Raw genomic sequence first — 24,034 nt, 5'->3', positions numbered from 1 at the left:
AGTTCAAACGACGTCACCACTATGACCAACAGCACTCATTTCGGCTACAAGACCGTCTCGGAGGACGACAAAGTCCACGAGGTGGCCAAGGTTTTCCACTCGGTCGCATCCAAATACGATGTCATGAATGACCTGATGTCGGGCGGTTTGCACCGGCTATGGAAGACGTTCACCATCGCCAACGCCGGCGTGCGGCCAGGCTTCAAGGTGCTCGATATCGCGGGCGGCACGGGCGACCTGGCCAAGGCCTTTGCCAAACAGGCGGGCAAGACGGGCGAAGTGTGGCTTACCGATATCAACGAATCCATGCTGCGCGTGGGCCGCGACCGCCTGCTCAATGCCGGCCTGGTCACGCCGACCATGCTGTGCGATGCCGAAAAGCTGCCATTTCCCGACAATTACTTTGACCGCGTGAGCGTGGCCTTTGGCCTGCGCAACATGACCCACAAGGACCAGGCCCTGTCCGAAATGCACCGCGTGCTCAAGCCGGGCGGCAAGCTGCTGGTGCTGGAGTTTTCCAAGGTGGCCGCGCCCCTGCAGAAACCGTATGACGTGTACTCCTTCTCGGTGCTGCCGTGGCTGGGCCAGAAAATTGCCGGCGACGCCGACAGCTATCGCTACCTGGCCGAATCCATCCGCATGCATCCTGACCAGGAGACCCTGAAGACCATGATGGAAACGGCCGGCCTCGAGCGCGTGCAGTACTTCAATCTGACGGCCGGCGTTGCCGCCCTGCACACCGGCATCAAGCTGTAAGCGTCCCGCTTTCAAAGGAAAAATAATATGAGCAAGAAGTTGAGCAGAAGTTATGGCAGTACCTTGATCACCATGTCCTCGATGCTGGTGATGCTGGATGCGGCGGCGGCCACGGCGGCGCCCGTGTCAAGCACCTTCGGCGGGCCGCTGCTGGGCCTGGGTCTGGGCGGCCTGCTGACCAGCATGGGCCTGAGCCCGGACGCGGCCGGACTTGTCGCCAGCGGACTGATGGTGGTCATCATCGCCGGCGCCAGCCTGTTCGTGTATCGCATGGTCAAGAACAAGGATACCCCGGCCAATCCATCGTTGCCGGCTAACAAGACCCAGCCGCTGCCACCGAAGCAGCCTGCGGCCGCGCCCAAGACGGCCGCGCCCAAGCCGCCAGCCAATGCCGTGCCCAAGGCAGCCCTCAAACCCGCACCCAACCCCGCCACCAGGCCGGCTCCGGCGCCAGCTGCGCCACCGCCACCCAAGTGGGGCGGCCCGACCGACTTCGACATGGAAACCTTCCTGCGCCAGTCCAAGTCGAGCTTTGTGCGCATGCAGGCAGCCTGGGACAAGGCTGATACGACTGACCTGCAAAAGTTCACCACGCCCCAGGTGTTTGCCGAATTGTCGGTACAGGTGCAGGCCAAGGGGCCCAGCCCGGACCAGACCGAAGTGGTGTCCATCAGCGCGGAAATGCTGGGCATCGAAACCATGGGCGACCATTACCTGGCCAGCGTCAAGTTCAATGGCATGATCAAGTCCACCCCCAACGCCATGGCCGAGCCGTTTGCGGAAGTGTGGAACCTGGCCAAGCCGCTGGATGGCAGCTCGGGCTGGCTGCTGGCGGGAATCCAGCAGCTTTCCTAATAATCTTCAGGAAAGTGTTTGTGCTGTCGGAAATGTACCCGGCAAACTGGTAAGATCGAACCGCCCGCATCCCGGGCGGTTTTGTTTTTTTAGCGTAGCCAACCCATGCCATCTTCCATACCGTTCACGCCGCAGTCCGCCGTTCTCGCGCCCGTTGTCGCCGCCATCAATCACTTGCTGGCCCAGGAAGCCTGGGCCCGGGATGCGCTGGCCATGCATGCAGGCAAGGAGGCGGTGATCGATGCCGGCACCCTGAGCGTGCGCCTGCGCGTAGCCGCGGGCGGCATGGTGGAGGCAAGCCAGGCCGACACGGTGGCGAACGTGACGATCCGCTTCAAGCTGGCTGACTTGCCATTGATGGCGCAACAACGCGAGCGTGCGTTTTCCTACGTTAAGATCGAAGGCGACGCCGAGTTTGCCAATACCATCTCGCAGCTGAGCAAGGGCTTGCGCTGGGAAGCCGAGCACGACCTGGAGCGTTTCATCGGCCCCATGGCCGCCAGCCGGCTGGTGGGCGGCGCGCGCGGAGTGGTCGATGCAGCGCGTGCCACCCAGCGCAAATTGGCCGAGAACGTGGCCGAATATTTTATTGACGAGCAACCGCTGCTGGTACGGCCGGCCATGGTGGAGGAATTTGGCGGCGAAGTGAGCCGCCTGCGCGACGACGTGGAGCGCACCGCCAAGCGCATCGCCCGGCTCGACAAGCTGCTCGCTCCCAAGGCGGCGCCCGGCACTGCCCCCGGCGCGGCCACTGACACGACTACCGGCAAGGCCGGACAACAACATCTGGACCTTTGATGATATTGAAATTCAAGCGCCTGCTCAAAATCTTGCGCGTGGCCACCAAATACGGCCTCGACGAGATCGCCATTTCCGGCCTCAAGGTTCCCCGTACCGCCAAGCTGATCGACACCGTCATTTTCTGGCGCGACATTTCCGCCCCGCGCGGCGAGCGCCTGCGCATGGCGCTCGAAGAGCTGGGTCCGATTTTCGTCAAGTTCGGCCAGGTCCTGTCGACAAGACGCGATCTGATTCCGCCCGATATGGCCGACGAGCTGGCCCGGCTGCAGGACCGCGTGCCGCCATTCCCGTCCGAGCTGGCTATTGCCCAGATCACCAAGTCTCTGCGCGCCCATCCGGACGACTTGTTTGCCACCTTTGAGCGCACCCCGGTGGCGTCCGCTTCCATCGCCCAGGTGCACTTTGCAACCTTGAAAAATGGCACGGAAGTGGCGGTCAAGGTACTGCGTCCCGGCATGAAAAAGCTGATCGACGAAGACGTGGCGCTGATGCACATTGCTGCTGACTGGATCGGCCGCATCTGGTCCGACAGCAAGCGGCTCAAGCCGCGCGAGGTGGTGGCCGAGTTCGATAAATACCTGCACGACGAGCTGGACCTGATGCGCGAAGCGGCCAATGCAAGCCAGCTGCGGCGCAACTTTGCCGGGTCCAACCTGCTGATGGTGCCGGAAATGTACTGGGACTATTGCTCCAGCAGCGTGATCGTGATGGAGCGCATGCATGGCATTCCCGTGTCGCAAATCGAGCGCCTGGCGGCAGCCGGCGTCGACCTGAAAAAGCTTTCCAGCGATGGGGTGGAAATTTTTTTCACCCAAGTCTTTCGTGATGGCTTCTTCCATGCGGACATGCATCCCGGGAATATCCTGGTGTCCACGGCGCCGGCAACGATGGGCCGCTACATCGCCCTCGACTTTGGCATCATGGGAACGCTGAACGACTTTGACAAGGATTACCTGTCACAAAACTTCCTCGCCTTTTTCCGCCGCGATTACAAGCGCGTAGCCGAGGCGCACATTGAATCGGGCTGGGCCCCGCGCGAGACACGGGTTGACGAACTGGAGTCCGCCGTGCGCGCCACGTGCGAACCGATCTTTGACCGCCCGCTCAAGGATATTTCCTTCGGCCAGATCCTGCTGCGCCTGTTCCAGACCTCGCGCCGCTTCAATGTTGAAATCCAGCCCCAGCTGGTGCTGCTGCAAAAGACGCTGCTCAATATCGAAGGCCTGGGCCGCCAGCTTGATCCCGATCTTGACCTGTGGAAGACGGCCAAGCCCTACCTGGAACGGTGGATGGGCGAGCAGGTGGGCATCCAGGGCATGATCGAGCGCCTCAAGGACGAGGCGCCGCGCTATACCCACATCATTCCGCAGCTGCCGCGCCTGATTCACCGGGCACTCGGCCAGGCTGCCGAGCCGACGTCGGTCAACGATGAACTTTTGCGCCTGCTCGTCATCGAACAGCAAAGGACCAACCGGATGCTGACGTTCTTCGTGTACTTCATTGCCACTGCCGGTATTTCCGTGCTTGGCCTGCAGGTGTACCTGCGCTGGTATCTCGGCTGATCCGTGCCGGCGTTTTCCAGCCGCGATCCGCTGTCGCCAGGATTCTGGGATGAGCGCTTTGAGCAGGGATTCACGCCCTGGGACCGGGGCGGGGTCCCGCAGCAGCTGCGCGCGTTTGCCGACAGCCAGCAGCGGCCACTGCGCACGCTCATTCCCGGTTGCGGATCGGCCTACGAGCTGGCTTACCTGGCGCAGGCCGGGTGGGATGCGGTAGCCATCGATTTCTCGCTGGCGGCCGTTGCCGCGGCCCGCCGCGCCGTCGGGCCCTGGCACAGTCGCGTGGTCGAGGCAGACTTCTTTCACTGGACGTCCGCCCAGCCGCTGGAGCTGATCTATGAACGCGCCTTCCTGTGCGCGCTGCCGCGCGCCATGTGGGACCGGGTCGCCGCGCGCTGGGCCGAGTTGCTCGCGCCGGGTGCTCTGCTGGCGGGTTATTTTTTCCTTGATGACGCGCCCAAGGGCCCGCCGTTTGGCATCACACAGGAACGGTTGCGCACACTGATGGCGCCACATTTCGATTGCGTGGAAGACGTTGCGGTGTCCGACTCGGTTGCCGTTTTCGCGGGCAAGGAGCGCTGGCAGGTCTGGCGCCGCAATGGTCGCCCCGTCGCTGGCTGATGTTCAGACGGGGGTTTCTTACGCCGGGTTCAGTGCGGGCAGGGAGCAGAGCAAAGTGAGGCCCTCTACCGTAGCCTGCGCCAAGAGAATGCGATCGAAGGTGAAAGTTGTGTCCTGGCCTGATGTATGTTTACTGTCAACATCCTGCGCCCCTGTAGCCGTGCAGTTAGTCGAGTCTAGTCTTGTTAGCCTAAGGTGACGAGCTGGGGAAACGTGGCAGATGATGACGAACGCGCATAAAAAAAGCCCGCCGAAGCGGGCTTGATCAGCCGTGCCCGAATTACTGGGCCGGTGCTGGTGCCGGTGCGACAGGCGCGGCCGGTGCCGGTGCCGCGGCTGGCTCGCCCTTGATGTCAATTTTGGCTTCAGCCTTCATCTTGTCAAACACGGCCTTCAGGTTCTGGCGCTGCAGGCCCTGCTTGACCTGGTCGCTGACCTGTTCCATTGGCGGCGGGGTGATCGGGCGCGAATCGTCCAGCACGATCACGTGGTAGCCAAACTGCGACTTGACCGGCTCCGTGGTGAACTTGCCTTTTTCCAGCTTGGCCACAGCGGCGCCAAATTCCGGCACCATGCCGGCCGGGTTAAACCAGCCCAGGTCGCCGCCATTGGTCTTCGAGCCGGGATCCATCGACTTGGACTTGGCCAGGCTGTCAAATGACTTCAAGTCTTTCTGCAGCTTGGCGATGATGTCCTTGGCTTCCGCTTCGGTGGCCACCAGGATGTGGCGCGCCTTGTACTCGCTGCCGCCGGCCTTGGCGTTGATCTTGTCGTATTCCGCCTTGACCATCTCGTCGGTCACGGCATTGTTCTTGATGTAGTCCTGCACGTAGGCCTGGGCCAGCAGCGACTGCTTGAGCATCTCCATCTGGCGCGCTGTTTCCGGCTGCTTGTCCAGGCCCTTCTTGACCGCTTCATTGGCCACCAGCGTCTGCATGGCCAGATTGTCGATGATGGCCTTGCGCAATTCCGGCGAATCCGGCTGGCCCTGGGCCATGCGCTCCTTGACCATGATATCGACCGTATCCTTGTAGATCGGCGTGCCGTTCACGGTCGCTGCCACTTCGTTGGAGGTGGCGGTGGCGGTGGTCTTGGCGGTACCGGCCGTGGTCACCGTGGTGGCTTCTTTTTTGGTGCAGGCAGCCAGAGCCAGCACAGAGGCGGCGCCAACCATCAAAACGCGAGACTTCATCAACATCGTTAGTTTCCTTTTTTTAAGTTAGCCCGGCTCATGCCGACGCAGCAGGGCGCATCTTACCAGCTTGACAGCGGAATGCATCAGCCGTAGCGCTGACTTTATGCTGGAGGGCTTAAAAAAGGCTTATAATTCAGGGTTTTGACGATTTTTGCGGAGTATTCAATGCCGATTTACGCCTACCGCTGCGATGAATGCGGTTTTGCCAAGGATGTGCTGCAGAAAATTTCAGACCCCGTTCTGACAGTCTGCCCCAGTTGCGCCAAGCCTGCTTTCAAGAAACAAGTAACTGCCGCGGGCTTCCAGCTCAAGGGCACGGGCTGGTACGCCACTGACTTCCGTGGCGGGGCTGCGCCGTCGACCGTGGTGCCTCCGGCGCCGGCCGAACCGGGGACGGCGGCCGCCGCGCCGGCAGCGGCCAAGGATGGCGCCGCGAGCGCCCCGGCAGCGGCTGCGCCTGCCACTGGTTCCGATTGAAGCCGGGGCCGCTGGACACGTCATCGAAAGTCGACATGCGTAAATATTTCATCACCGGTTTGCTGATCCTGGTCCCGTTCGCCATTACGGTATGGGTCCTCAATGCGATCATCACCGCCATGGACCAGTCGCTGTATTTGCTGCCCCAGCAATGGCAGAACCCCACCATTGGGGGCTACCACATCAAGGGCGTGGGCACGGTGCTGACCATTGCCATCGTGTTCCTGACCGGCCTGCTGGCAAACAACCTGATCGGCAACTACCTGGTGCGCCTGTGGGAGCGCCTGCTGCACCGCATTCCGGTGGTGAACTCGCTCTACGGCAGCGTCAAGCAGGTCTCGGACACGCTGTTTTCGTCGTCCGGCAATGCCTTTCGCAAGGCCGTGCTGCTGCCGTATCCGCATGCCGACAGCTACACCATCGGTTTCCTCACCGGGGTGCCGGGCGGGGACGTCAAGAACCACCTGACGGGCGACTTCGTGAGTGTCTACGTGCCCACCACGCCCAACCCTACGTCCGGATTTTTCCTGATGATGGAGCGCAGCCGCGTGATCGAACTCGACATGTCGGTCGACGCCGCCCTCAAATATATTGTCTCGATGGGCGTTGTCGCTCCCGAGCATCTGCCAACCAAATAATTAACCTAGACTGAAAATAATATGTCCTCCATGCGTACCAACTACTGCGGCCTCGTCACCGAAGAACTGCTGGGCCAAACCGTCAGCCTGTGCGGCTGGGTGCATCGCCGCCGCGACCACGGCAAGCTGATTTTCATCGACCTGCGCGACCGCGAAGGTCTGGTGCAGGTGGTCTGCGATACCGACCAGGCAGACATGTTCAAGGTGGCCGAAGCGGTGCGTAACGAGTACTGCCTGCGCATCACCGGCGTGGTCACGGCCCGCACCGAGTCGACCATCAACAACAACCTCAAGTCGGGCAAGATCGAAGTCGTTGCCACCGAACTGGAAGTGCTCAACGCCTCGGTGCCGGTGCCGTTCCAGCTGGACGACGACAACCTGTCCGAAACCACGCGCCTGACCCACCGCGTGCTCGACCTGCGCCGTCCGCAAATGCAGAACAACCTGCGCCTGCGCTACAAGGTCACCATGGAAGTACGCAAATACCTCGACCAGCTGGGCTTTATCGACATCGAAACGCCCATGCTCACCAAGTCCACGCCCGAAGGCGCGCGCGACTACCTGGTGCCGTCGCGCGTGAACGCCGGTAACTTCTTCGCGCTGCCGCAGTCGCCACAGTTGTTCAAGCAGCTGCTGATGGTGGCCAACTTCGACCGCTACTACCAGATCACCAAGTGCTTCCGCGACGAAGACCTGCGCGCCGACCGCCAGCCGGAATTTACCCAGATCGACTGCGAAACCTCGTTCCTGACCGAGCAGGAAATCCGCGACCTGTTCGAGGACATGATCCGTATCGTCTTCAAGAACACCCTCGATATCGACCTGCCCAACCCGTTCCCGGTCATGGACTTTGCCACCGCCATGGGCCTGTACGGTTCGGACAAGCCGGACATGCGCGTCAAGCTGCAGTTCACCGACCTGACCGAAGAAATGAAGTCGGTCGAGTTCAAGGTCTTCAACGCCGCCGCCAACATGGCGGGAGGGCGCGTGGTTGGCATGCGGGTACCGCAGGGCGGCAACATGCCCCGTTCGGAAATCGATGCCTACACCCAGTTCGTGGCCATCTACGGCGCCAAGGGCCTCGCTTACATCAAGGTCAACGAGAAGGCCAAGGGCGCGGAAGGCCTGCAGTCGCCGATCGTCAAGTTCCTGCCTGCGGAGGTGCTGGCAAAGATCGTGGAACTGACCGGCGCCGAAGACGGCGACCTGATTTTCTTTGGGGCCGACAAGGCCAAGGTCGTCAACGACGCCCTGGGCGCGCTGCGCGTGAAAATTGGCCACTCCGACTTCGGCAAAAAGGCCGGCCTGTTCGACGACGTCTGGAGCCCGCTGTGGGTGGTCGACTTCCCCATGTTCGACTACGATGAAGAGTCGGACCGCTGGACCGCGACCCACCATCCGTTCACGGCACCGAAGGACGGCCACGAAGACATGCTGGAGACCAATCCGGGTGCCTGCCTGGCCAAGGCCTACGACATGGTTCTCAATGGCTGGGAACTGGGCGGCGGGTCGATCCGTATTCACCGCGAAGAAGTGCAGAGCAAGGTATTCCGCGCTCTCAAGATCGATGCTGAAGAAGCGCAGCTCAAGTTCGGCTTCCTGCTCGACGCCCTGCAGTACGGCGCGCCGCCGCACGGTGGTCTGGCCTTTGGCCTGGACCGCATCGTGACCATGATGACCGGTTCGGACTCGATCCGCGACGTCATTGCGTTCCCCAAGACCCAGCGCGCCCAGTGCCTGCTGACCAACGCACCGTCGGAAGTGGACGAGAAGCAGCTGCGCGAATTGCATATTCGCCTGCGCAACGCCGAGCCAAAGGTCGTTTCCTGAAAACGGCCATGCCCGGGGGCGGTGCTGTCCTGCGCCGGCCCCGGGAGCCTTCATGTACAAGATTCCTCAATCGGTCCTGGTCGTGATCCACTCGCCCGAGCTGGAGGTGCTGCTCATCGAGCGCGCCGACAGGCCCGGGTTCTGGCAGTCGGTCACCGGGTCCATCGATACACCTGACGAACCCCTGATCGAAACCGCCGCGCGCGAGCTGCGCGAGGAAACCGGCATCATCGCCGACGGCAGCACCATTGTGCTGAGCGACTGGCACCTGTCGAATGTCTATGAGATCTATCCGGTCTGGCGCCACCGCTATGGTCCGGGCGTGATGTACAACACCGAGAACGTGTTCGGCGTGTGTGTGCCGCGTGATACTCCCATTATCCTCAGCCCGCGCGAGCATGTGCAGTATGCGTGGCTGCCATATGTGGAGGCGGCGGACCGCTGCTTTTCGGCCTCCAACGCGGAAGCGATCTTGCAGCTGCCGCAACGGGCCGGCACCATCGGGCCGCCGTAAATCCGCTGGCCGCGGCCGGGTCCATGCGCTATCCTAGTAGTTGATGAAACGGCCACTGCTTCTGCTTGCTCTCCTTGTCCTGCTGTGCATGCGTGTGCAGGCGCGCCCGCGCCTGCACATTGTGACCGAAAGTTCGCCGCCGTCGGCCATGATGGGCGAGCATGGGATTACCGGTTTTGCCACCGACAAGATCCGCATGATGCTCGAGCGCGCCGGGGTGGACTATGACATCGACATGGTGCCGTGGAAGCGCGCCTACCTGACGGCCCAGACCCGGGGCGATACCTGCGTCTACTCCACTACCCGGGTGCCGGAACGCGAGGCCCTGTTCAAGTGGGTGGGCCCCACCCACGAAAACGACTGGACCCTGTTTGGCCGGGCCGATCGCAACTATTACATCACGACCATCGAGGATGCGCGCCGCTACCGCATTGGCGCCTACAACAGCGATGTGCGCAGCGAAGCATTGATCGCCCAGGGCTTCATTGTCGACACGGTGCAGGACAAACTGTCCAACCCGCGCAAGCTGCTGGTGAACCGCATCGACCTGTGGGCTTCCAGCATGCGCGTGGGAAGCAGCATCGTGGCTGAGAACGGCTGGACCGGGAAAATCGTTCCCGTGCTGACCTTCCGGCGCACCGACCTCTACCTGGCCTGCAACCGGTCCGTGCCCGATGTGCTGATCATCCGGATGAATGCAGCGCTGCGCGCCATGAACAGCGAGGGGATCTCGGCCGCCATCGAGCGCAGGTACAACTACAGCAACGCGCCGGCGCGCCGCTAGCGCCGGCTGGTGCGAGCCCGGCGCCTTCCTGACAGGCCATGAAAAACGCCTGCAAGGCGTCAACCTTGCAGGCGTGTTCGGCGCGCTGACTGCAATCAGGCGCTTTTGCGGCGCGCGTATGCCAGAGCAACCAGCCCCAGGCCGAACAGGGCCAGCGGCGCCGGCTCGGGCACATCGGCAGCATTGATCGACACCGTCGATGGCGTAGCCTGGAAATAGGTCTGGCCCCGGTTGCCGATGAGGTTGAAGTACGCGTAGCCGTAATCGGTAGTTGCAGCGGTGTACGACATGTTCTGTGCAAAGTCCAGGGTCGTCAGGAAGTTGTTCGCGTACGAATAGACAGAGGAATAGGCGGTCAGGGTCTCGGCGCCGGTGGTCGTGCCACTGACATACTGGTAAGCCTGGTTGAAATTGGCACTGTCATTGAGGTAGGAGTGGCCCCAGGTGTACTCGGTGAGGTCGAACGAGTAGCTTTTGGTGACGCCGCCAATGGTCACTTTCTGGGTCACGGCAGCGTTCACGCTTCCGTACTGGCTGTTGACCACGCTGTCCTGATAGCCATAACCATTTGAGTAGGACGAGGGATCGATCATGGTCGTCAGCGAGTAGGATTGGCCGGTCAGATCGGCGCTGCCGAAAACGCCAGAGTAATCATAGCCATAGCTGATGGTTCCCGTGGTCGTGAATTCCCACGGAGCGGCGACGGCGGTGCTGCTCAGCAGTAAGCTCGATACGGTAGCGGTCACGGCGGCAAATTTGGCAAGAGTAGGGAACATTGATCAATCCATTGGTTTAAAGTAAGTGATAATGTCTTTAAGCAATACTTGTGCCAGCAATGCCCGGAAGCACTAAAATTGATATGAATCAAGCACTTGCTGAAATTCTTCAGAGAAATGATTTTTGCCTGATGTAAAGAATTTCGACAGTTGCTCTTCTGCTGGGCAGTTGCGGAGGATGCCTGGCTGACGGAGGGTGGAAATCACGACAGCATCGGCAAACGCAAGCCCCTGACCGTGATTTTTGCGGTATCCGGCTGTAAGATTTTCCGACAAAGTCCCCCGTTTTATGCCGTGCAGCGAAGGGATTCTCCGCCCGCGCTCAGCGCACGATAGATTTACTTGTCAAACGGCTAGCGACGTGGGGTTAGAATGTTCCCATGAAGATTCGAGTTGCAACCTATAACATCCACAAAGGTGTCTCCACCATCCGGAGCACGCCCCGTGTCGTGGCCCTCAAGAAGGCCATCGCCCAGTTCGAGGCCGATATTGTGTTTCTGCAGGAAGTGCAGGGACGCCACGACCGCTTCCACGGCAAATACGGTACCACCAGCCATGGCGAGCACCATCACTGGCCGGAACGGTCGCAACACGAGTTTTTCTGCGGCGACTCGCGTCACGAGCATTCCGCTTATGGCATGAATGCGGTCTACGACCATGGTCACCACGGCAATGCCCTGCTGAGCAGCTTTCCCATCGACAAAAGCCACAACCACGACGTTTCTGACCATGCATACGAGCAGCGCGGTATCCTGCATTGCGTGGTCAATAACGGCGGCGTGGCGATCCACTGCTTTGTCGTCCATCTTGGCCTGTTCGAGGCAGGTCGGGGGCGCCAGAACCAGGCACTGATTGACTGCGTCAATGCGTCCGCGCCCAATGGCGAGCCGGTCATCATCGCCGGCGACTTCAATGACTGGCGCAATACCCTGAGCGACCGCCTGCGCACGGCCCTGGGGGTGGTGGAAGTATTTGACGAGCTGGGAACCCGTTCCAAGATCGGCGACCTGGTACGCGGCCTGGCACGGCGCGAAAAGCCGCTGGCACCGGCGCGCACCTTTCCCGCAGCGCTGCCATGGTTCAGGCTGGATCGCATTTATGTGCGCGGCTTCAAGGTGGAGACGGCGCAGGTGCTGCACGGTACCTTATGGGCCAAGCTGTCCGATCACGCCCCCATCGTCGCATCGCTCAAGTTAGCCTGAGGCGTGCGACCTACCTGAAGCTGTATGCGCACGGTCAACTTTCTATCCAATAACGAGGTCACGCTGCTCGAAACCGGACTCGAACTGTTCCCCGCGATGCTGGAGGCGATCGCGCAGGCGCAGTACGAGATCTACTTCGAGACTTACATCTTTGCCGACGACGACACCGGCCGCATGGTGGAGCAAGCCCTGATCGCCGCGGCGCAGCGCGGCGTGCGGGTGCGCGTGGTGACCGACTGGTGGGGCACGGGCGAAGGCCAGTGCACGCGCCTGGGCCTGGCCTTTGCCGAAGCAGGCGTGCGCTATCGCGTCTTCAACCGCTGGTTCCGGCGCGGCGTCGCCCGCACCCATCGCAAGATCACCGTGGTCGACCGCGAGGTGGCTTTTGTCGGTGGCATCAATATCAATGACGACTGGTTCTGCGACTACGATATCAGCCGCCGCCTGCCCGCCCCGCGCTGGGACTTTGCGGTGCAGGTCAAGGGGCCGCTGCTCTCGCCCATCGTGCAGGAAGTGCAGGCTCAGTGGGCGCGCGTGGGCCGCCTGGGACTGATCAAGCGTATCGGCCTGTTTCGCGAGATGCGCATGCGCGAGCAGCCCAGCGCGGGCGACAAGCCGATGCTGGCCGGTTTCGTCGTGCGCGACAGCCTGCGCAACCGCCGCACCATCCAGCGTGCCTACCTGCAGGCGATCGGCCGCGCCAAAAAGAGCGTCCTGCTGGTCAACCCTTACTTCGCGCCCGGCCACAAGTTCAGGCGCGCCCTGGCCACGGCCGCCCAGCGTGGCGTGGAAGTCAAGCTCCTGATCGGCGTCGGCGAGATCGTGCTGCAGGATATGGTGGCCCGCTCCTTTTATCCCAAACTGCTTGCCAGCGGCGTGCGCGTGTATGAGTACCGCAAGACCCAGCTGCATGCCAAGGTGGCGGTGGTGGACGATGACTGGTCAACCGTCGGTTCCAGCAACTGCGACGGCTTGTCGCTGTTTCTCAACCAGGAGGCCAACGTGGTGGTCAAGGATGCCGCCTTTGCGGCCAGCATGCGCGAGCACATTCTGCATGGCATCGGCGACGGCGTGGAGATTTGCCTGAACGACTTCGAGAACGTGGGCTGGATCAGGCGAACCGGGTACGGCACCGCGTATTTTTTCTATAGAATGGCCATGCGCGTATTCGCCATCGGCTACGCCTGACTTAACTCATTCGCACATGGACAACGTTCGCATCGACAAATGGCTCTGGGCCGCCCGTTTTTTCAAGACCCGCTCGCTGGCAACCGATGCCGTCGATACGGGCCGGGTGCGGGTGGACGGTGAGCGCATCAAGCCGGCACGGACCGTCAAGATCGGCGAAAAGCTACTGGTCGATAACGGCGCCGAGGTCTGGGAAGTGATTGTGCTGGGCATATCGGATGTGCGCGGCCCGGCCCCGGTCGCCCGCCTGCTGTACGAAGAAACATCGGCCAGCGTGACCAAGCGCGAGAATGACCAGGAGGCGCGCAAGCTGTACCGCGAACCGGGCACCACCATCAAGGGGCGCCCCACCAAGCGTGACCGGCGTGCCATCAGCAAGGCGAGCGAATAAAACACTGCGATTCGCGGAAATGCTAGTGCAGAAGACAAGTTTTTGCCCTGGTTTTGCCGTACAAATGCTCGGTAATTTGGTGCATCGCACCAATAGAACTTCACTTCTAAGTTCCCGTTTGACATTTACCCGGTAGTGGATAATAGTACGAGCGTTCATATTTCATTTGCGCTGCGACTTTCAACCACGTGGGTAATACTATCAACACTTCAGCCAAATTCATGCGCAAGGGCGAGCTCACCAGGGCAGCCATCCTTGACGTTGCACTGGACCTCGCCAGCCGCGAGGGTCTGGAAGGCCTGACCATTGGCCTGCTCGCCGACAAAATGAACATGAGTAAATCTGGCGTGTTCGCGCATTTCGGTTCGCGCGAAGACTTGCAGATGGAAGTGCTCAAGCTGTACCACCACCGCTTCGAGCAGGAAGTATTTTTCCCCAGTGTGAAAGAGGCACGCGGGATTGCACGTCTGACGTCGATGTATGCGCGCTGGATCAAGCGCGTGAGTGTCGAAATTGCCTCCGGCTGCATTTATATCAGCGGCGCAGTGGAGTACGACGATCGCCCGGGTCCGATTCGCGAGGAACTGGTATCGATGGTGCGTGCCTGGCAGGGCGCTTTGCTGCGCTGTGTCGAGCAGTCCATCGAAATCGGCGACCTCAAGGCCGGTACCGATCCGCACCAGATGGTCTACGAGATGTATGGCCTGATCCTGGCACTGCACCACGATGCGCGCTTCCTGCGCATGCCGGGCAGCGTCGACCGGGCCCGCACGGGATTCGAACGCCTCATCGAAAATTATCAGAATCAAAGCAAGCCATCACAGGAATAAACACCTGCCCGGTACGGCGCTGTTGCCGTCCGGGTTTCAATCATACGTTCGTCAGGAGATAAATCATGGGTCAATACGTCGCACCACTTCGGGATATGCACTTTCTGCTGCACGAATTCCTCAACGTTACCGACGAATTGAAGCAGATGCCGAAGTTCGAGGACGTCGATGCCGACATCATCAACCAGGTACTGGAAGAAGGCGCCAAGTTCACGCAGAACGTCCTGTTCCCGCTGAACCATTCGGGCGATCGTGAAGGCTGCCACTATGATGCCGCGACCAAGTCGGTCACCACGCCAAAAGGTTTCAAGGAAGCGTACAAGCAGTACGTCGAAGGCGGCTGGGCAGCGCTGGCGTGCGACCCTGAATACGGCGGCCAGGGCCTGCCGATCGTGGTGAACAACTCGTTCTACGAGATGCTCAACTCCTCCAACCAGGCCTGGTCGATGTACCCTGGCCTGTCGCACGGCGCCTACGAGTGCCTGCTGGAGCACGGCACCGACGAACAGAAAAAGACTTACCTGCCAAAGCTGGTATCGGGCGACTGGACCGGCACCATGTGCCTGACCGAATCGCACTGCGGCACCGACCTGGGCATGCTGCGCTCGAAAGCGCTGCCACAGGAAGACGGCTCGTGGCTGATCACCGGCTCCAAGATCTTCATCTCGGCCGGCGAGCACGATATGTCCGAGAACATCATCCACCTGGTGCTGGCCCGCGTGCCGGACGCACCGGAAGGCTCGAAAGGCATTTCGCTGTTCCTGGTGCCGAAGTTCCTGCCAAACGCAGACGGCACCATCGGCGAGCGCAATAACATCACCTGCGGCGCCATCGAAGAAAAGATGGGCATCCACGGCAACTCGACCTGCCAGATGAACCTGGACGGCGCCCGTGGCTGGATCATCGGCCAGCCGAACAAGGGCTTGAACGCCATGTTCGTATTCATGAACGCCGCCCGCCTGGGAGTGGGCATGCAGTCGCTGGGCCTGACCGAAGTGGCTTACCAGAACGCGCTGGTGTACGCCAAGGACCGCATCCAGATGCGCAGCCTGTCGGGTGTCAAGGCGCCTGAAAAGCAGGCCGACCCGATCATCGTGCACGCCGACGTGCGCCGCATGCTGTTGACCGGCAAAGCCTACGCCGAAGGCGCACGCGCTTTCTCGTCGTACGTGGCACTGCAGATCGACCGCGAACTGAATCACCCTGACGAAGAAGTGCGCAAGGAAGCGGCCGATGAAGTTGCGCTGCTCACGCCAGTGATCAAGGCCTTCATCACCGACAACGCCTGGATCGCCACCTCGGAAGCGATGCAGGTCTACGGCGGCCACGGCTACATCTCGGAGTGGGGCATGGAGCAGTACGTGCGTGATGCGCGTATCAACCTGATCTACGAAGGCACCAACACCATCCAGTCGCTTGACCTGCTGGGCCGCAAGGTCCTGATGGACAACGGCGCCAAGCTGCGCAAGTTCGGCGAGAAGATCAAGACCTTCGTCGAAGAAAACGGCACCGATGAAGCGCTGTCCGAGTTCATCACGCCGCTGGGCGACCTGGGCGACAAGGTCACCAAGCTGACCATGGAAATCGGCATGAAGGCGTTCCAGAATCCGGACGAGGTGGGCGCCGCAGCCGTGCCTTACCTGCGCGTGGTCGGTCACCTGATCTACAGCTACTTCTTTGCGCAGATGGCGAAGATCGCGCTGGCCAAGGAAGATTCGGGCGACAACTTCTACAAAGCTAAACTGGCCACGGCACGCTTCTATTTTGCGCGCCTGCAGCCTGAAACCGCCACCCTGATCCGCCAGGCGCGTTCGGGCTCGGCCAACCTGATGGCTCTCGACGCCGATCTGTTCTAAGACACGAGGATAAGAATATGACCAATTTCATCGTTAAAAAAGTGGCCGTGCTGGGCGCCGGCGTGATGGGTGCGCAAATCGCTGCCCACTGCGCCAATGCGCGCGTGCCGGTGGTGCTGTTCGACCTGCCGGCCAAGGACGGCAACAAGAATGGCATCGTGCTGCGCGCCATCGAGAACCTGAAAAAGCTCTCGCCTGCGCCGCTGGGCAACAAGGATGACGCGGCACTGATCCAGGTCGCCAACTACGAAGACAACCTGGAACTGCTGGCCGGCTGCGATCTGATCATCGAAGCAATCGCCGAACGCATGGACTGGAAGCACGACCTGTACAAGAAGGTCGCGCCGCACATCGCGCCAAACGCCATTTTCGCCACCAACACCTCGGGCCTGTCGATCACCAAGCTGTCCGAAGGCTTTGACGACGAGCTGAAGTCGCGCTTCTGCGGCGTTCACTTCTTCAATCCACCGCGCTACATGCACCTGGTCGAAATCATCCCGACCGCTGCCACGCGCCCCGAAATCGCCGACCAGCTCGAAGGCTTCCTGACCACGACGCTGGGCAAGGGCGTGGTACGCGCCAAGGACACGCCAAACTTCATCGCCAACCGCGTCGGCATCTTCGGCATGCTGGCCATCATCCACGAAGCTGAAAAATTCGGCCTGTCGGTGGATGTGGTCGACGACCTGACTGGCGCCAAGCTTGGCCGCGCCAAGTCCGGCACCTTCCGCACCGCTGACGTGGTGGGCCTGGACACGATGGGCCATGTCATCAAGACCATGCAGGACAACCTGGCCGATGATCCGTTCTTCGCCGTCTACAAGACGCCGGAAGTGCTGGCCAAGCTGGTCGCAGCCGGTGCCCTGGGCCAGAAGGCCGGCGCAGGCTTCTACAAGAAGGTTGGCAAGGAGATCCAGCGCCTGGACTTCGCATCCGGCGAATACGTCGCCGGTGGCGGCAAGGCTGCCGACATCGTTGGCCGCATCCTGAAAGAGAAAGACCCGGTCAAGAAATTCAAGGCTCTGCGCGAGTCGACCAATCCGCAGGCGCAGTTCCTGTGGGCGATCTTCCGCGACGCTTTCCACTACATCGCCGTGCACCTGGGTTCGATCGCCGACAATGCGCGCGACATCGACTTTGCCATGCGCTGGGGCTTCGGCTGGCAGGTCGGCCCGTTCGAGACGTGGCAGAGTGCCGGCTGGACGCAGATCGCCAACTGGGTCAAGGAAGACATCGACGCCGGCAACGCACTGTGCTCGGCCCCGCTGCCGGCATGGGTGTTTGAAGGTCCTGTGGCCGAGAAAGGTGTTCACACTGCCGAAGGCTCGTTCTCCGCGTCGGCCAACGCCTATGTGCCCCGTTCGACCCTGCCGGTGTACGAGCGTCAGCCGTTCCGTGCACCAGTGCTCGGTGCCGGCGCCATTGACGGCAAGACCGCCGGTACCACCTTCCACGAAGACGACTCCGTGCGCATCTGGCACATGGACGACGAAGTGCTGGTCATCTCGCTCAAGACCAAGATGCATGTCATCGGCGAAGGCGTGATCAACGGCCTGAAGATGGCACAAGCCGAAGCGGAAAAGAACTTCAAGGGCCTGGTCATCTGGAATACCGACGCCGCTGACGGTGGCGCTTTCTCGGCCGGCGCTGACCTGCAGTCGGCACTGCCTCTGTTCATGCAGGGCGGCGCCAAGGCCATGGAGCCTGGCATCGCCCTGTTGCAGGACACCTTCATGGCCATGAAGTACTCGAACGTGCCGGTAGTGGCCGCAGTGGCTGGCCTGGCACTGGGCGGTGGTTGCGAAATGGCGCTGCACGCATCGAAGCGCGTGGCATCGATCGAGTCGTACATCGGCCTGGTGGAAGTGGGCGTGGGCCTGATTCCAGCGGGCGGCGGCTTGAAGGAAGCGGCAGTACGCGCGTCCAACGAAGCCAAGGGCACCGACATCCTGCAATTCCTCAAGACCGGTTTCACCAATGCGGCTACCGCCAACGTGTCGAAGTCGGCACTGGAAGCAAAAGCGATGGGCTACCTTAAGGAAGACGACATTATCGTCTTCAACCCGTACGAGCTGCTGCACGTGGCCAAGGTAACGGCGCGTTCGATGTTCGACGCCGGCTACCGTCCGCCACTGCAAAAGCCGGTGACCGTGACGGGCCGCTACGGCTACGGCACCATCAAGGCACAGCTGGTGAACATGCGTGACGGCGGCTTCATCTCCGCGCACGACTTCAAGCTGGGCGAGATGATCGCCGAGATCGTATCGGGCGGTAATGTGGACCAGGGCAGCGTGGTGTCCGAGCAGTGGTTCCTCGACATGGAACGCAAGGCTTTCCTGGAGCTCCTGAACCATCCGAAATCGCAGGAACGGATCATGGGCATGATGCAGACCGGTAAACCGGTTCGCAATTAAGTATCCGCGATGTCGATTGCATCCCGAAGCATCGGCCGCTTAGCATTCAAGTTATTACTGCGCGTGAGGCCAAGCATGGTGTATGACCGTATCAAGCAGCAAATGATGGAAACCCTGCCATTCACGCAGTTGCTGGGGATTCGTATCGACGACATCGGCAACGGCACCAGCCGTGTGTCGATGCCGGCCGACCCAAAGCTGAACAACCACCTCGGCACGCCGCACGCCGGGGCCTTGTTCACGCTGGCCGAAACGGCTTCGGGCGCGGCCATGGCAGGCGGCTTTGCTGACCTGATCATGGGATTGCGCCCGGTGGCCAAGGAGTCACGCATCCAGTACCAGAAAGTGGCCAAGGGTGCGACGCGCGCCGAAGGCCGGGTACCTGGCGATATCGCGGCCCTGAAGGCCACGCTGAAAGCTGAAGGCAAGATCGCGTTTCCTGTCGAAGTCGATGTCTACGACGAGCAGGGAACGCTGGCGGCCCAGGTGCAGGTCGACTGGTATCTGTCTGAAAAGCGGTAAGCACATCGGCATCCGGTCATCCCATTTCGAACCACAGAATATTTGAGAGAACAACATGAGCAAACAACTTACCGACGCCTACATCGTCTCCGCAACCCGCACCCCGATCGGCAAGGCGCCGCGCGGCATGTTCCGCACCACCCGTCCGGACGACCTGCTGGTGCGTGCCATCCAGTCGGCCATGTCGCAGGCGTCAGGCCTTGACCCGGCCTTGATCACGGACGCCGTCATCGGCTGCTCGTTCCCGGAAGCGGAGCAGGGCTTCAACATTGCCCGCATGGCGGTGCTGCTGGCCGGCCTGCCGAAGACCGTGGGCGGCGTGACAGTGAACCGTTACTGCGCGTCCGGCATCACCGCCATTTCGATGGCGGCTGACCGCATCCGCGTGGGCGAAGCCGACGTGATGCTGGCCGGCGGCGTGGAATCGATGTCGATGGTGCCGATGATGGGCCACCACCCATCGATGAACCTGGAGATGTTCACCGACGAAAACGTCGGCATGGCCTATGGCATGGGCCTGACCGCGGAGAACGTGGCCAAGCAGTGGAAGATCACCCGCGAGCAGCAGGATGCGTTCTCGGTGGAGTCGCACCGCCGCGCCATCGCCGCCCAGCAGGCCGGCTTCTTCAAGGATGAGACCACCCCGGTTGAAATCATCACCCGCACGCCCAACCTGTCCACCGGCCAGATCGACATCAGCCGCCGCACCGTCGACACCGACGAAGGCGCACGTGCCGATTCGACCCTGGAGTCGCTGGGCAAGCTCAAGCCGGTGTTTGCCGCCAAGGGCACCGTGACCGCTGCCAACAGCTCGCAAATGTCGGACGGCGCGGGCGCGCTGCTGATCGTGTCGGAGAAGATCCTGCGCGAGCATAACCTGACCCCGCTGGCCAAGTTCTCGTCGTTTGCCGTGCGCGGCGTACCGCCGGAAATCATGGGCATCGGTCCCAAGGTGGCCATTCCTGCGGCCTGCGCCGCAGCCGGCATCACCCAGGACCAGCTGGACTGGATCGAACTGAACGAAGCGTTTGCTGCACAGGCGCTGGCAGTGATGGGCGACCTGAACCTCGATCCGGCCAAGGTCAACCCGATGGGCGGCGCGATTGCACTGGGCCACCCGCTGGGCGCGACCGGCGCCATCCGCGCGGCCACCGTGATCCACGCACTGCGCCGCAATAACCTCAAGTACGGCATGGTGACCATGTGCGTTGGTACCGGCATGGGCGCGGCAGGCATTTTCGAGCGCGTCTGATTCCTGCCCGTACCGAAGAAACGCCGCTGGTGAAGCGGCGTTTTTTATTCCGGCGCGTCTTCCCCTCAGCGTCAAGGTGCGCGCCGTGATGGGCTATACTAACGGTTGTTTCCATTTGTTAACAAACGCAGCCGCCTTGGCGCCGCTGCTTATGCCGGCCTTCATTGCAACCTTCCCGCCAATCAATCCGCCATTTCCATGAATCTCTCGAACCCCTATGATCCTCCGGTGGCTGCGCCGGTAGCCCCGGTCGCGCTCGCCCCGGCAGACCCCGCACTTGAAGGCATTCGCGGCTGGCTGATCCTGGTGGCCTTGGGCGTGGTCATTTCGCCCTTCAGGATGGCTTGGGATATGTACAAGAACTATGGGGCGATTTTTGGCGAGGGTACCTGGCAGGCTCTGACCACGCCGGGTTCGGACGTGTTTCACCCGTTCTGGGGCCCGTTTCTGGTGAGCGAAATCGTGATCAATGTTGCTCTGGTGTTGGCCTGGACTTACATGATCCACCTGCTATTTTCCAAGAAAAAGGCATTCCCCAAGTGGTTCATCTGGGCCCACGTGGCCGCGCCGGTGGTCGTGGTCGTGGACTCGCTGGGCTTGCAAGTGGTGCGGCCGGACTTGCCGGTCATGGACCCGGAAACAAGAAAGGAAATGTTTCGCGCCATGTTCGCCTTATGTGTGTGGGTTCCCTACATGATGATGTCCCGGCGCGTGAAAGCCACTTTTCGCTTCTAGTCCCCCGCGCTGCCATGCAGTCTGTGCTCGTCGTCGTTTGATGCCGCCGGCCTGCACTGGCACAGAGGGGTTCGGTTAAAATATTGGCATCAGGGCGCCGGTATCCCCCGGCGCTCCTTATCTTTTCAGGAGCAGTGCATGGAAATTGTGACGACCGTTGCGGACGGCGTGTTGACGATCGAATTCAACCGCCCGGAGCGCAAGAACGCGATCACCGCAGTGATGTACCAGACCATGGCAGACGCCCTTGTGGCGGCTGAAAGCGACAGCAGCGTGCGCGCCATCCTCATCACCGGCAAACCGGAAATTTTCACCGCCGGTAACGATCTGGAAGACTTCATGAAGAATTCACGGCCGGTTGAAGGTGTGCCGGCAGAAGCGCGTCCTGTTTTCCAGTTCATGCGCGCGCTGTCGGGCAGTACCAAGCCGGTCGTCGCTGCCGTTTCCGGCGCCGCCGTGGGCATCGGCACCACGCTGCTGATGCACTGCGACCTGGTCTACGCGGCTGACAATGCCAAGTTTTCCATGCCGTTCGCGCAGCTGGGCCTGTGCCCGGAATTTGCCTCGTCGCTGCTGCTGCCGCAGCTGGCCGGCTATCCGCGCGCCGCGGAAAAGCTGCTGCTTGGCGAAGCATTCCTGGCCCAGGAAGCATATGAAATGGGACTGGTGTCGAAAGTGCTGCCGCTGGCCGAGCTGATGCCCTACGCGCAGAAGCAGGCGGCCAAGCTGGTGGCGCTGCCGGCTGCGTCCATCCGCACCACCAAGGCCTTGATGAAGCGCACCAGAACTGCAGCGGTAGACGAGGCCATGGCCGCCGAGAACAAGCTGTTTGGTGCCATGCTGCTGGCACCGGAAGCCAAGGAAGCCTTCACCGCCTTTTTTGAAAAGCGCAAGCCGGATTTTTCGCAGTTTTCCTGATAAGTATGCCCTGTCACGCCTGCCGGTTGCAGGCTTGTGCAGGGCACTTCGCGTATCTACCCCCCCGAAATCGAGTGACCGCACATCCAGCATGGGTGGCGTAAAGACGCCCTCAGTGGTCTATTTTGGTATTTAACAAATCGTCTTTTGGTATTTAAAATTACGAACCGGTGTTATATTGGTACTTGAGTAGTGCCTTTTCAACATTATTTCGGCCAAGTGTGTCCGGCCTCGGCGCTACGCCCCAGGTTTCCAACTACTTTTTCCGGAGTAATGATGAATCGAACTGTCATGAATGGCCTTATCGTCAGCTTGCTGGGAGGCGCGCTTTCAGCATGCGGAGGCAGCAATAGTCCTGCCACCGCTTCCGGCCAACAGCCCAAACTGCTCGCCGCCACGATTGCGTGCCACGCCGCGTGGAACAGCGCGACTGCCTATAGCGGCGGTCATACCGTAAGCTATAACGGTGTGAATTACACGGCCGCCTACTGGACGCAGGGGGACAATCCATCTACCAGTCACGGCGCTGCGGGAAGCGGCAAACCATGGACTGTCTCCAGTGCCTGCGGCGCAACGCCAACCCCGACGCCCACGCCCACACCCACCCCGACGCCCACGCCCACACCCACACCGACACCGACACCGACACCAACACCGACACCAACACCGACGCCAGCGCCCGCATGCGCGCTTTGGACGGAAGGTCAATCCTATGCCGCCGGCCAGGTGGTGAGCTATCTTGGTGTGTCGTACAAGGCACTGGTCACGCATACCGCCCACGTTGGCGCCAATTGGAATCCGAAGGACTCGCCTACTTTGTGGAGCGTCGGCGGTACTTGTACCACCCCAACGCCTACACCGACGCCGACACCGACACCAACACCAACCCCAACCCCGACACCAACGCCGACACCGACACCGACACCCGGCCTGGCCAGGCACGCGCTGATCGGCTACTGGCACAATTTCACCAACCCGAGCGGCCCCACCTATCCGATTAGCCAGGTGAGTGACGACTGGGATGTGATCGTCGTTTCCTTCGCAGACAATGCCGGTGGCGGCAACGTCAGCCTGACCGTGGACCCCGGTGCAGGCACTGAAGCGCAGTTCATCGCCGACATCAAGGCCAAGCGCGCGGCCGGCAAGAAGGTCATTCTCTCGCTGGGCGGCCAGAACGGTTCTGTATCGGTTGGCTCGGCGGCCGAAGCGGCCAACTTCACCAATTCGCTGTACGCCATCATCCAGAAGTTTGGCTTTGACGGCATCGACATTGACCTGGAAAACGGCGTATCGCAGGGCGCGGCCATCCAGACCTATCTGCCGATCGCTGTCAAGAATCTGAAGGCGAAAGTAGGACCGAATTTCTACCTCTCGATGGCGCCGGAATGGGTCTACGTGGAGGGCGGCTACACGAGCTATGGATCGATCTGGGGCGCCTACATCCCGCTGATCAATGCGCTGCGCAATGAGCTCACTGTGCTCCACCCGCAGTACTACAACAACGGCGACGTCTACACGCCGTATGCCGCTGCGCCGCTAAAGGCCGGCTCCGCAGATCAGCTGGTGGGCACGGCAAAAATGCTGATTGAAGGCTTTACTTACGGTGGCAACACCTTCGCTGGTTTGCGGCCTGATCAGGTAGGGTTTGGCGTGCCGTCCGGCCGCAGTTCGGCAGGTTCGGGCTTTACCACCACGGCGGACGTCAACAATGCGCTCAAGTGCCTGACCCAGCTGTTGAACTGCGGGACCATCAAGCCGCTCAAGGCCTATCCGGACTTCCGCGGCGTGATGACCTGGTCGATCAACTGGGACAAGCATGACGGCTACAACTTCTCGGTGCCGGTCAAGGCCTCACTGAAGTCGCTGCCCTGATCGGAAAATCGCAGCAACCCGGGCCGTCCCGGGTTGTTGCACGCGAAT

The 24,034-nt window shown here is 61.2% G+C and carries 23 protein-coding genes and 1 pseudogene; 22 read left to right on the top strand and 2 right to left on the bottom strand.

All coding sequences use genetic code 11. From position 1 onward, the window contains the following. Positions 1 to 21: 21 nt before the first annotated feature. The 5 genes from ubiE to KY495_RS05955 all read left to right on the top strand — a co-directional run bounded on the left by ubiE (position 22) and on the right by KY495_RS05955 (position 4,592). On the top strand, positions 22 to 756 hold the full coding sequence (ubiE, locus tag KY495_RS05975) for a bifunctional demethylmenaquinone methyltransferase/2-methoxy-6-polyprenyl-1,4-benzoquinol methylase UbiE (protein ID WP_219882803.1): 735 nt from the start codon (positions 22 to 24) through the stop codon (positions 754 to 756). Positions 757 to 783: 27 nt separating this feature from the next. Continuing rightward, complete coding sequence (locus tag KY495_RS05970) at positions 784 to 1,611, top strand: Tim44 domain-containing protein (protein WP_219882802.1); 828 nt, start codon at positions 784 to 786, stop codon at positions 1,609 to 1,611. A gap of 105 nt (positions 1,612 to 1,716) precedes the next feature. Continuing rightward, positions 1,717 to 2,409, top strand: a complete 693-nt coding sequence (locus KY495_RS05965; protein WP_219882801.1) for an SCP2 domain-containing protein — start codon at positions 1,717 to 1,719, stop codon at positions 2,407 to 2,409. Beyond that, positions 2,409 to 3,974, top strand: coding sequence for a ubiquinone biosynthesis regulatory protein kinase UbiB (gene ubiB, locus KY495_RS05960; RefSeq protein ID WP_219882800.1), 1,566 nt, complete (start codon positions 2,409 to 2,411; stop codon positions 3,972 to 3,974). The genes KY495_RS05965 and ubiB overlap by 1 nt, the downstream gene beginning before the upstream one ends. A 3-nt stretch (positions 3,975 to 3,977) precedes the next feature. Further along, positions 3,978 to 4,592: a methyltransferase domain-containing protein gene (locus KY495_RS05955; RefSeq protein ID WP_219882799.1), complete on the top strand. Its 615-nt coding sequence runs from the start codon at positions 3,978 to 3,980 to the stop codon at positions 4,590 to 4,592. A gap of 280 nt (positions 4,593 to 4,872) precedes the next feature. On the opposite strand, the gene KY495_RS05950 is transcribed toward KY495_RS05955, so the two are convergent. Further along, entirely contained in the window at positions 4,873 to 5,790 is a 918-nt protein-coding gene (locus KY495_RS05950) for a peptidylprolyl isomerase (RefSeq protein ID WP_219882798.1), read from the bottom strand. A 162-nt stretch (positions 5,791 to 5,952) separates the two neighbouring features. Between KY495_RS05950 and KY495_RS05945 the strand changes: the two genes are divergently transcribed. Genes KY495_RS05945 through KY495_RS05925 form a run of 5 tightly spaced genes read left to right on the top strand, consistent with a single transcriptional unit; the run spans position 5,953 to position 10,030 of the window. Then, positions 5,953 to 6,264 carry an FmdB family zinc ribbon protein gene (locus tag KY495_RS05945; protein WP_219882797.1) on the top strand — a complete coding sequence of 104 codons (312 nt, stop codon included), beginning with the start codon at positions 5,953 to 5,955 and terminating at the stop codon, positions 6,262 to 6,264. 35 nt (positions 6,265 to 6,299) lie between these two features. Beyond that, positions 6,300 to 6,902: a DUF502 domain-containing protein gene (locus KY495_RS05940; protein ID WP_219882796.1), complete on the top strand. Its 603-nt coding sequence runs from the start codon at positions 6,300 to 6,302 to the stop codon at positions 6,900 to 6,902. A gap of 30 nt (positions 6,903 to 6,932) precedes the next feature. After that, positions 6,933 to 8,732 (top strand): aspartate--tRNA ligase, encoded by a 1,800-nt coding sequence (gene aspS, locus KY495_RS05935; RefSeq protein WP_219884128.1) that lies wholly within the window; start codon positions 6,933 to 6,935, stop codon positions 8,730 to 8,732. A gap of 52 nt (positions 8,733 to 8,784) precedes the next feature. After that, complete coding sequence (nudB, locus tag KY495_RS05930; protein WP_219882795.1) at positions 8,785 to 9,246, top strand: dihydroneopterin triphosphate diphosphatase; 462 nt, start codon at positions 8,785 to 8,787, stop codon at positions 9,244 to 9,246. Between the two features lie 43 nt (positions 9,247 to 9,289). Continuing rightward, entirely contained in the window at positions 9,290 to 10,030 is a 741-nt protein-coding gene (locus KY495_RS05925) for an ABC transporter substrate-binding protein (RefSeq protein ID WP_219882794.1), read from the top strand. Positions 10,031 to 10,125: 95 nt separating this feature from the next. On the opposite strand, the gene KY495_RS05920 is transcribed toward KY495_RS05925, so the two are convergent. After that, the gene (locus KY495_RS05920; RefSeq protein WP_219882793.1) at positions 10,126 to 10,806 is read right to left on the bottom strand and encodes a PEP-CTERM sorting domain-containing protein; all 681 of its coding nucleotides are present in this window, start codon (positions 10,804 to 10,806) and stop codon (positions 10,126 to 10,128) included. A 380-nt stretch (positions 10,807 to 11,186) separates the two neighbouring features. Here KY495_RS05920 and KY495_RS05915 point away from each other — a divergent pair, with 380 nt between their 5' ends. The 12 genes and pseudogenes from KY495_RS05915 (at position 11,187) to KY495_RS05860 (ending at position 23,986) form a co-directional block, all read left to right on the top strand. Further along, positions 11,187 to 12,008, top strand: coding sequence for an endonuclease/exonuclease/phosphatase family protein (locus tag KY495_RS05915; protein WP_219882792.1), 822 nt, complete (start codon positions 11,187 to 11,189; stop codon positions 12,006 to 12,008). 24 nt (positions 12,009 to 12,032) lie between these two features. Further along, the gene (gene clsB, locus KY495_RS05910; protein WP_219882791.1) at positions 12,033 to 13,196 is read left to right on the top strand and encodes a cardiolipin synthase ClsB; all 1,164 of its coding nucleotides are present in this window, start codon (positions 12,033 to 12,035) and stop codon (positions 13,194 to 13,196) included. 16 nt (positions 13,197 to 13,212) lie between these two features. Beyond that, complete coding sequence (locus KY495_RS05905; protein ID WP_219882790.1) at positions 13,213 to 13,587, top strand: RNA-binding S4 domain-containing protein; 375 nt, start codon at positions 13,213 to 13,215, stop codon at positions 13,585 to 13,587. 221 nt (positions 13,588 to 13,808) lie between these two features. After that, positions 13,809 to 14,417, top strand: a complete 609-nt coding sequence (locus KY495_RS05900; protein ID WP_219882789.1) for a TetR/AcrR family transcriptional regulator — start codon at positions 13,809 to 13,811, stop codon at positions 14,415 to 14,417. Between the two features lie 65 nt (positions 14,418 to 14,482). Further along, positions 14,483 to 16,273, top strand: a complete 1,791-nt coding sequence (locus tag KY495_RS05895; RefSeq protein WP_219882788.1) for an acyl-CoA dehydrogenase C-terminal domain-containing protein — start codon at positions 14,483 to 14,485, stop codon at positions 16,271 to 16,273. A gap of 17 nt (positions 16,274 to 16,290) precedes the next feature. Next, a complete protein-coding gene (locus KY495_RS05890) occupies positions 16,291 to 18,687 on the top strand; it encodes a 3-hydroxyacyl-CoA dehydrogenase/enoyl-CoA hydratase family protein (RefSeq protein ID WP_219882787.1) in 2,397 nt (798 codons plus the stop codon). A gap of 75 nt (positions 18,688 to 18,762) precedes the next feature. Continuing rightward, a complete protein-coding gene (locus tag KY495_RS05885; RefSeq protein WP_219882786.1) occupies positions 18,763 to 19,209 on the top strand; it encodes a PaaI family thioesterase in 447 nt (148 codons plus the stop codon). 55 nt (positions 19,210 to 19,264) lie between these two features. Continuing rightward, entirely contained in the window at positions 19,265 to 20,461 is a 1,197-nt protein-coding gene (locus tag KY495_RS05880; RefSeq protein ID WP_219882785.1) for an acetyl-CoA C-acyltransferase, read from the top strand. Between the two features lie 198 nt (positions 20,462 to 20,659). Next, positions 20,660 to 21,196, top strand: coding sequence for a DUF2569 domain-containing protein (locus tag KY495_RS05875; RefSeq protein ID WP_219882784.1), 537 nt, complete (start codon positions 20,660 to 20,662; stop codon positions 21,194 to 21,196). 138 nt (positions 21,197 to 21,334) lie between these two features. Beyond that, complete coding sequence (locus KY495_RS05870) at positions 21,335 to 22,114, top strand: enoyl-CoA hydratase (protein WP_219882783.1); 780 nt, start codon at positions 21,335 to 21,337, stop codon at positions 22,112 to 22,114. 273 nt (positions 22,115 to 22,387) lie between these two features. After that, positions 22,388 to 22,876: pseudogene (locus tag KY495_RS24350) on the top strand (carbohydrate-binding protein); the annotation flags it as partial. 243 nt (positions 22,877 to 23,119) lie between these two features. Then, positions 23,120 to 23,986, top strand: a complete 867-nt coding sequence (locus KY495_RS05860) for a chitinase (protein ID WP_229518608.1) — start codon at positions 23,120 to 23,122, stop codon at positions 23,984 to 23,986. Positions 23,987 to 24,034: the final 48 nt, after the last annotated feature.

It is taken from the genome of Massilia sp. PAMC28688, assembly GCF_019443445.1.
Lineage (GTDB): Bacteria > Pseudomonadota > Gammaproteobacteria > Burkholderiales > Burkholderiaceae_D > Telluria_A.
Note: the sequence above shows the minus strand (reverse complement) of the source record. Positions and strands in the feature narration are given on the sequence as shown.

Excerpts from the sequence above, each read along its gene's own strand:
- ubiE (WP_219882803.1), top strand. The coding sequence starts at position 22 with ATGACCAACAGCACTCATTTCGGCTACAAGACCGTCTCGGAGGACGAC.
- KY495_RS05970 (WP_219882802.1), top strand. The coding sequence starts at position 784 with ATGAGCAAGAAGTTGAGCAGAAGTTATGGCAGTACCTTGATCACCATG.
- KY495_RS05965 (WP_219882801.1), top strand. The coding sequence starts at position 1,717 with ATGCCATCTTCCATACCGTTCACGCCGCAGTCCGCCGTTCTCGCGCCC.
- ubiB (WP_219882800.1), top strand. The coding sequence starts at position 2,409 with ATGATATTGAAATTCAAGCGCCTGCTCAAAATCTTGCGCGTGGCCACC.
- KY495_RS05950 (WP_219882798.1), bottom strand. The coding sequence starts at position 5,790 with ATGTTGATGAAGTCTCGCGTTTTGATGGTTGGCGCCGCCTCTGTGCTG.
- KY495_RS05945 (WP_219882797.1), top strand. The coding sequence starts at position 5,953 with ATGCCGATTTACGCCTACCGCTGCGATGAATGCGGTTTTGCCAAGGAT.
- KY495_RS05940 (WP_219882796.1), top strand. The coding sequence starts at position 6,300 with ATGCGTAAATATTTCATCACCGGTTTGCTGATCCTGGTCCCGTTCGCC.
- aspS (WP_219884128.1), top strand. The coding sequence starts at position 6,933 with ATGCGTACCAACTACTGCGGCCTCGTCACCGAAGAACTGCTGGGCCAA.
- nudB (WP_219882795.1), top strand. The coding sequence starts at position 8,785 with ATGTACAAGATTCCTCAATCGGTCCTGGTCGTGATCCACTCGCCCGAG.
- KY495_RS05925 (WP_219882794.1), top strand. The coding sequence starts at position 9,290 with ATGAAACGGCCACTGCTTCTGCTTGCTCTCCTTGTCCTGCTGTGCATG.
- KY495_RS05920 (WP_219882793.1), bottom strand. The coding sequence starts at position 10,806 with ATGTTCCCTACTCTTGCCAAATTTGCCGCCGTGACCGCTACCGTATCG.
- KY495_RS05915 (WP_219882792.1), top strand. The coding sequence starts at position 11,187 with ATGAAGATTCGAGTTGCAACCTATAACATCCACAAAGGTGTCTCCACC.
- clsB (WP_219882791.1), top strand. The coding sequence starts at position 12,033 with ATGCGCACGGTCAACTTTCTATCCAATAACGAGGTCACGCTGCTCGAA.
- KY495_RS05905 (WP_219882790.1), top strand. The coding sequence starts at position 13,213 with ATGGACAACGTTCGCATCGACAAATGGCTCTGGGCCGCCCGTTTTTTC.
- KY495_RS05900 (WP_219882789.1), top strand. The coding sequence starts at position 13,809 with ATGCGCAAGGGCGAGCTCACCAGGGCAGCCATCCTTGACGTTGCACTG.
- KY495_RS05895 (WP_219882788.1), top strand. The coding sequence starts at position 14,483 with ATGGGTCAATACGTCGCACCACTTCGGGATATGCACTTTCTGCTGCAC.
- KY495_RS05890 (WP_219882787.1), top strand. The coding sequence starts at position 16,291 with ATGACCAATTTCATCGTTAAAAAAGTGGCCGTGCTGGGCGCCGGCGTG.
- KY495_RS05885 (WP_219882786.1), top strand. The coding sequence starts at position 18,763 with ATGGTGTATGACCGTATCAAGCAGCAAATGATGGAAACCCTGCCATTC.
- KY495_RS05880 (WP_219882785.1), top strand. The coding sequence starts at position 19,265 with ATGAGCAAACAACTTACCGACGCCTACATCGTCTCCGCAACCCGCACC.
- KY495_RS05875 (WP_219882784.1), top strand. The coding sequence starts at position 20,660 with ATGAATCTCTCGAACCCCTATGATCCTCCGGTGGCTGCGCCGGTAGCC.
- KY495_RS05870 (WP_219882783.1), top strand. The coding sequence starts at position 21,335 with ATGGAAATTGTGACGACCGTTGCGGACGGCGTGTTGACGATCGAATTC.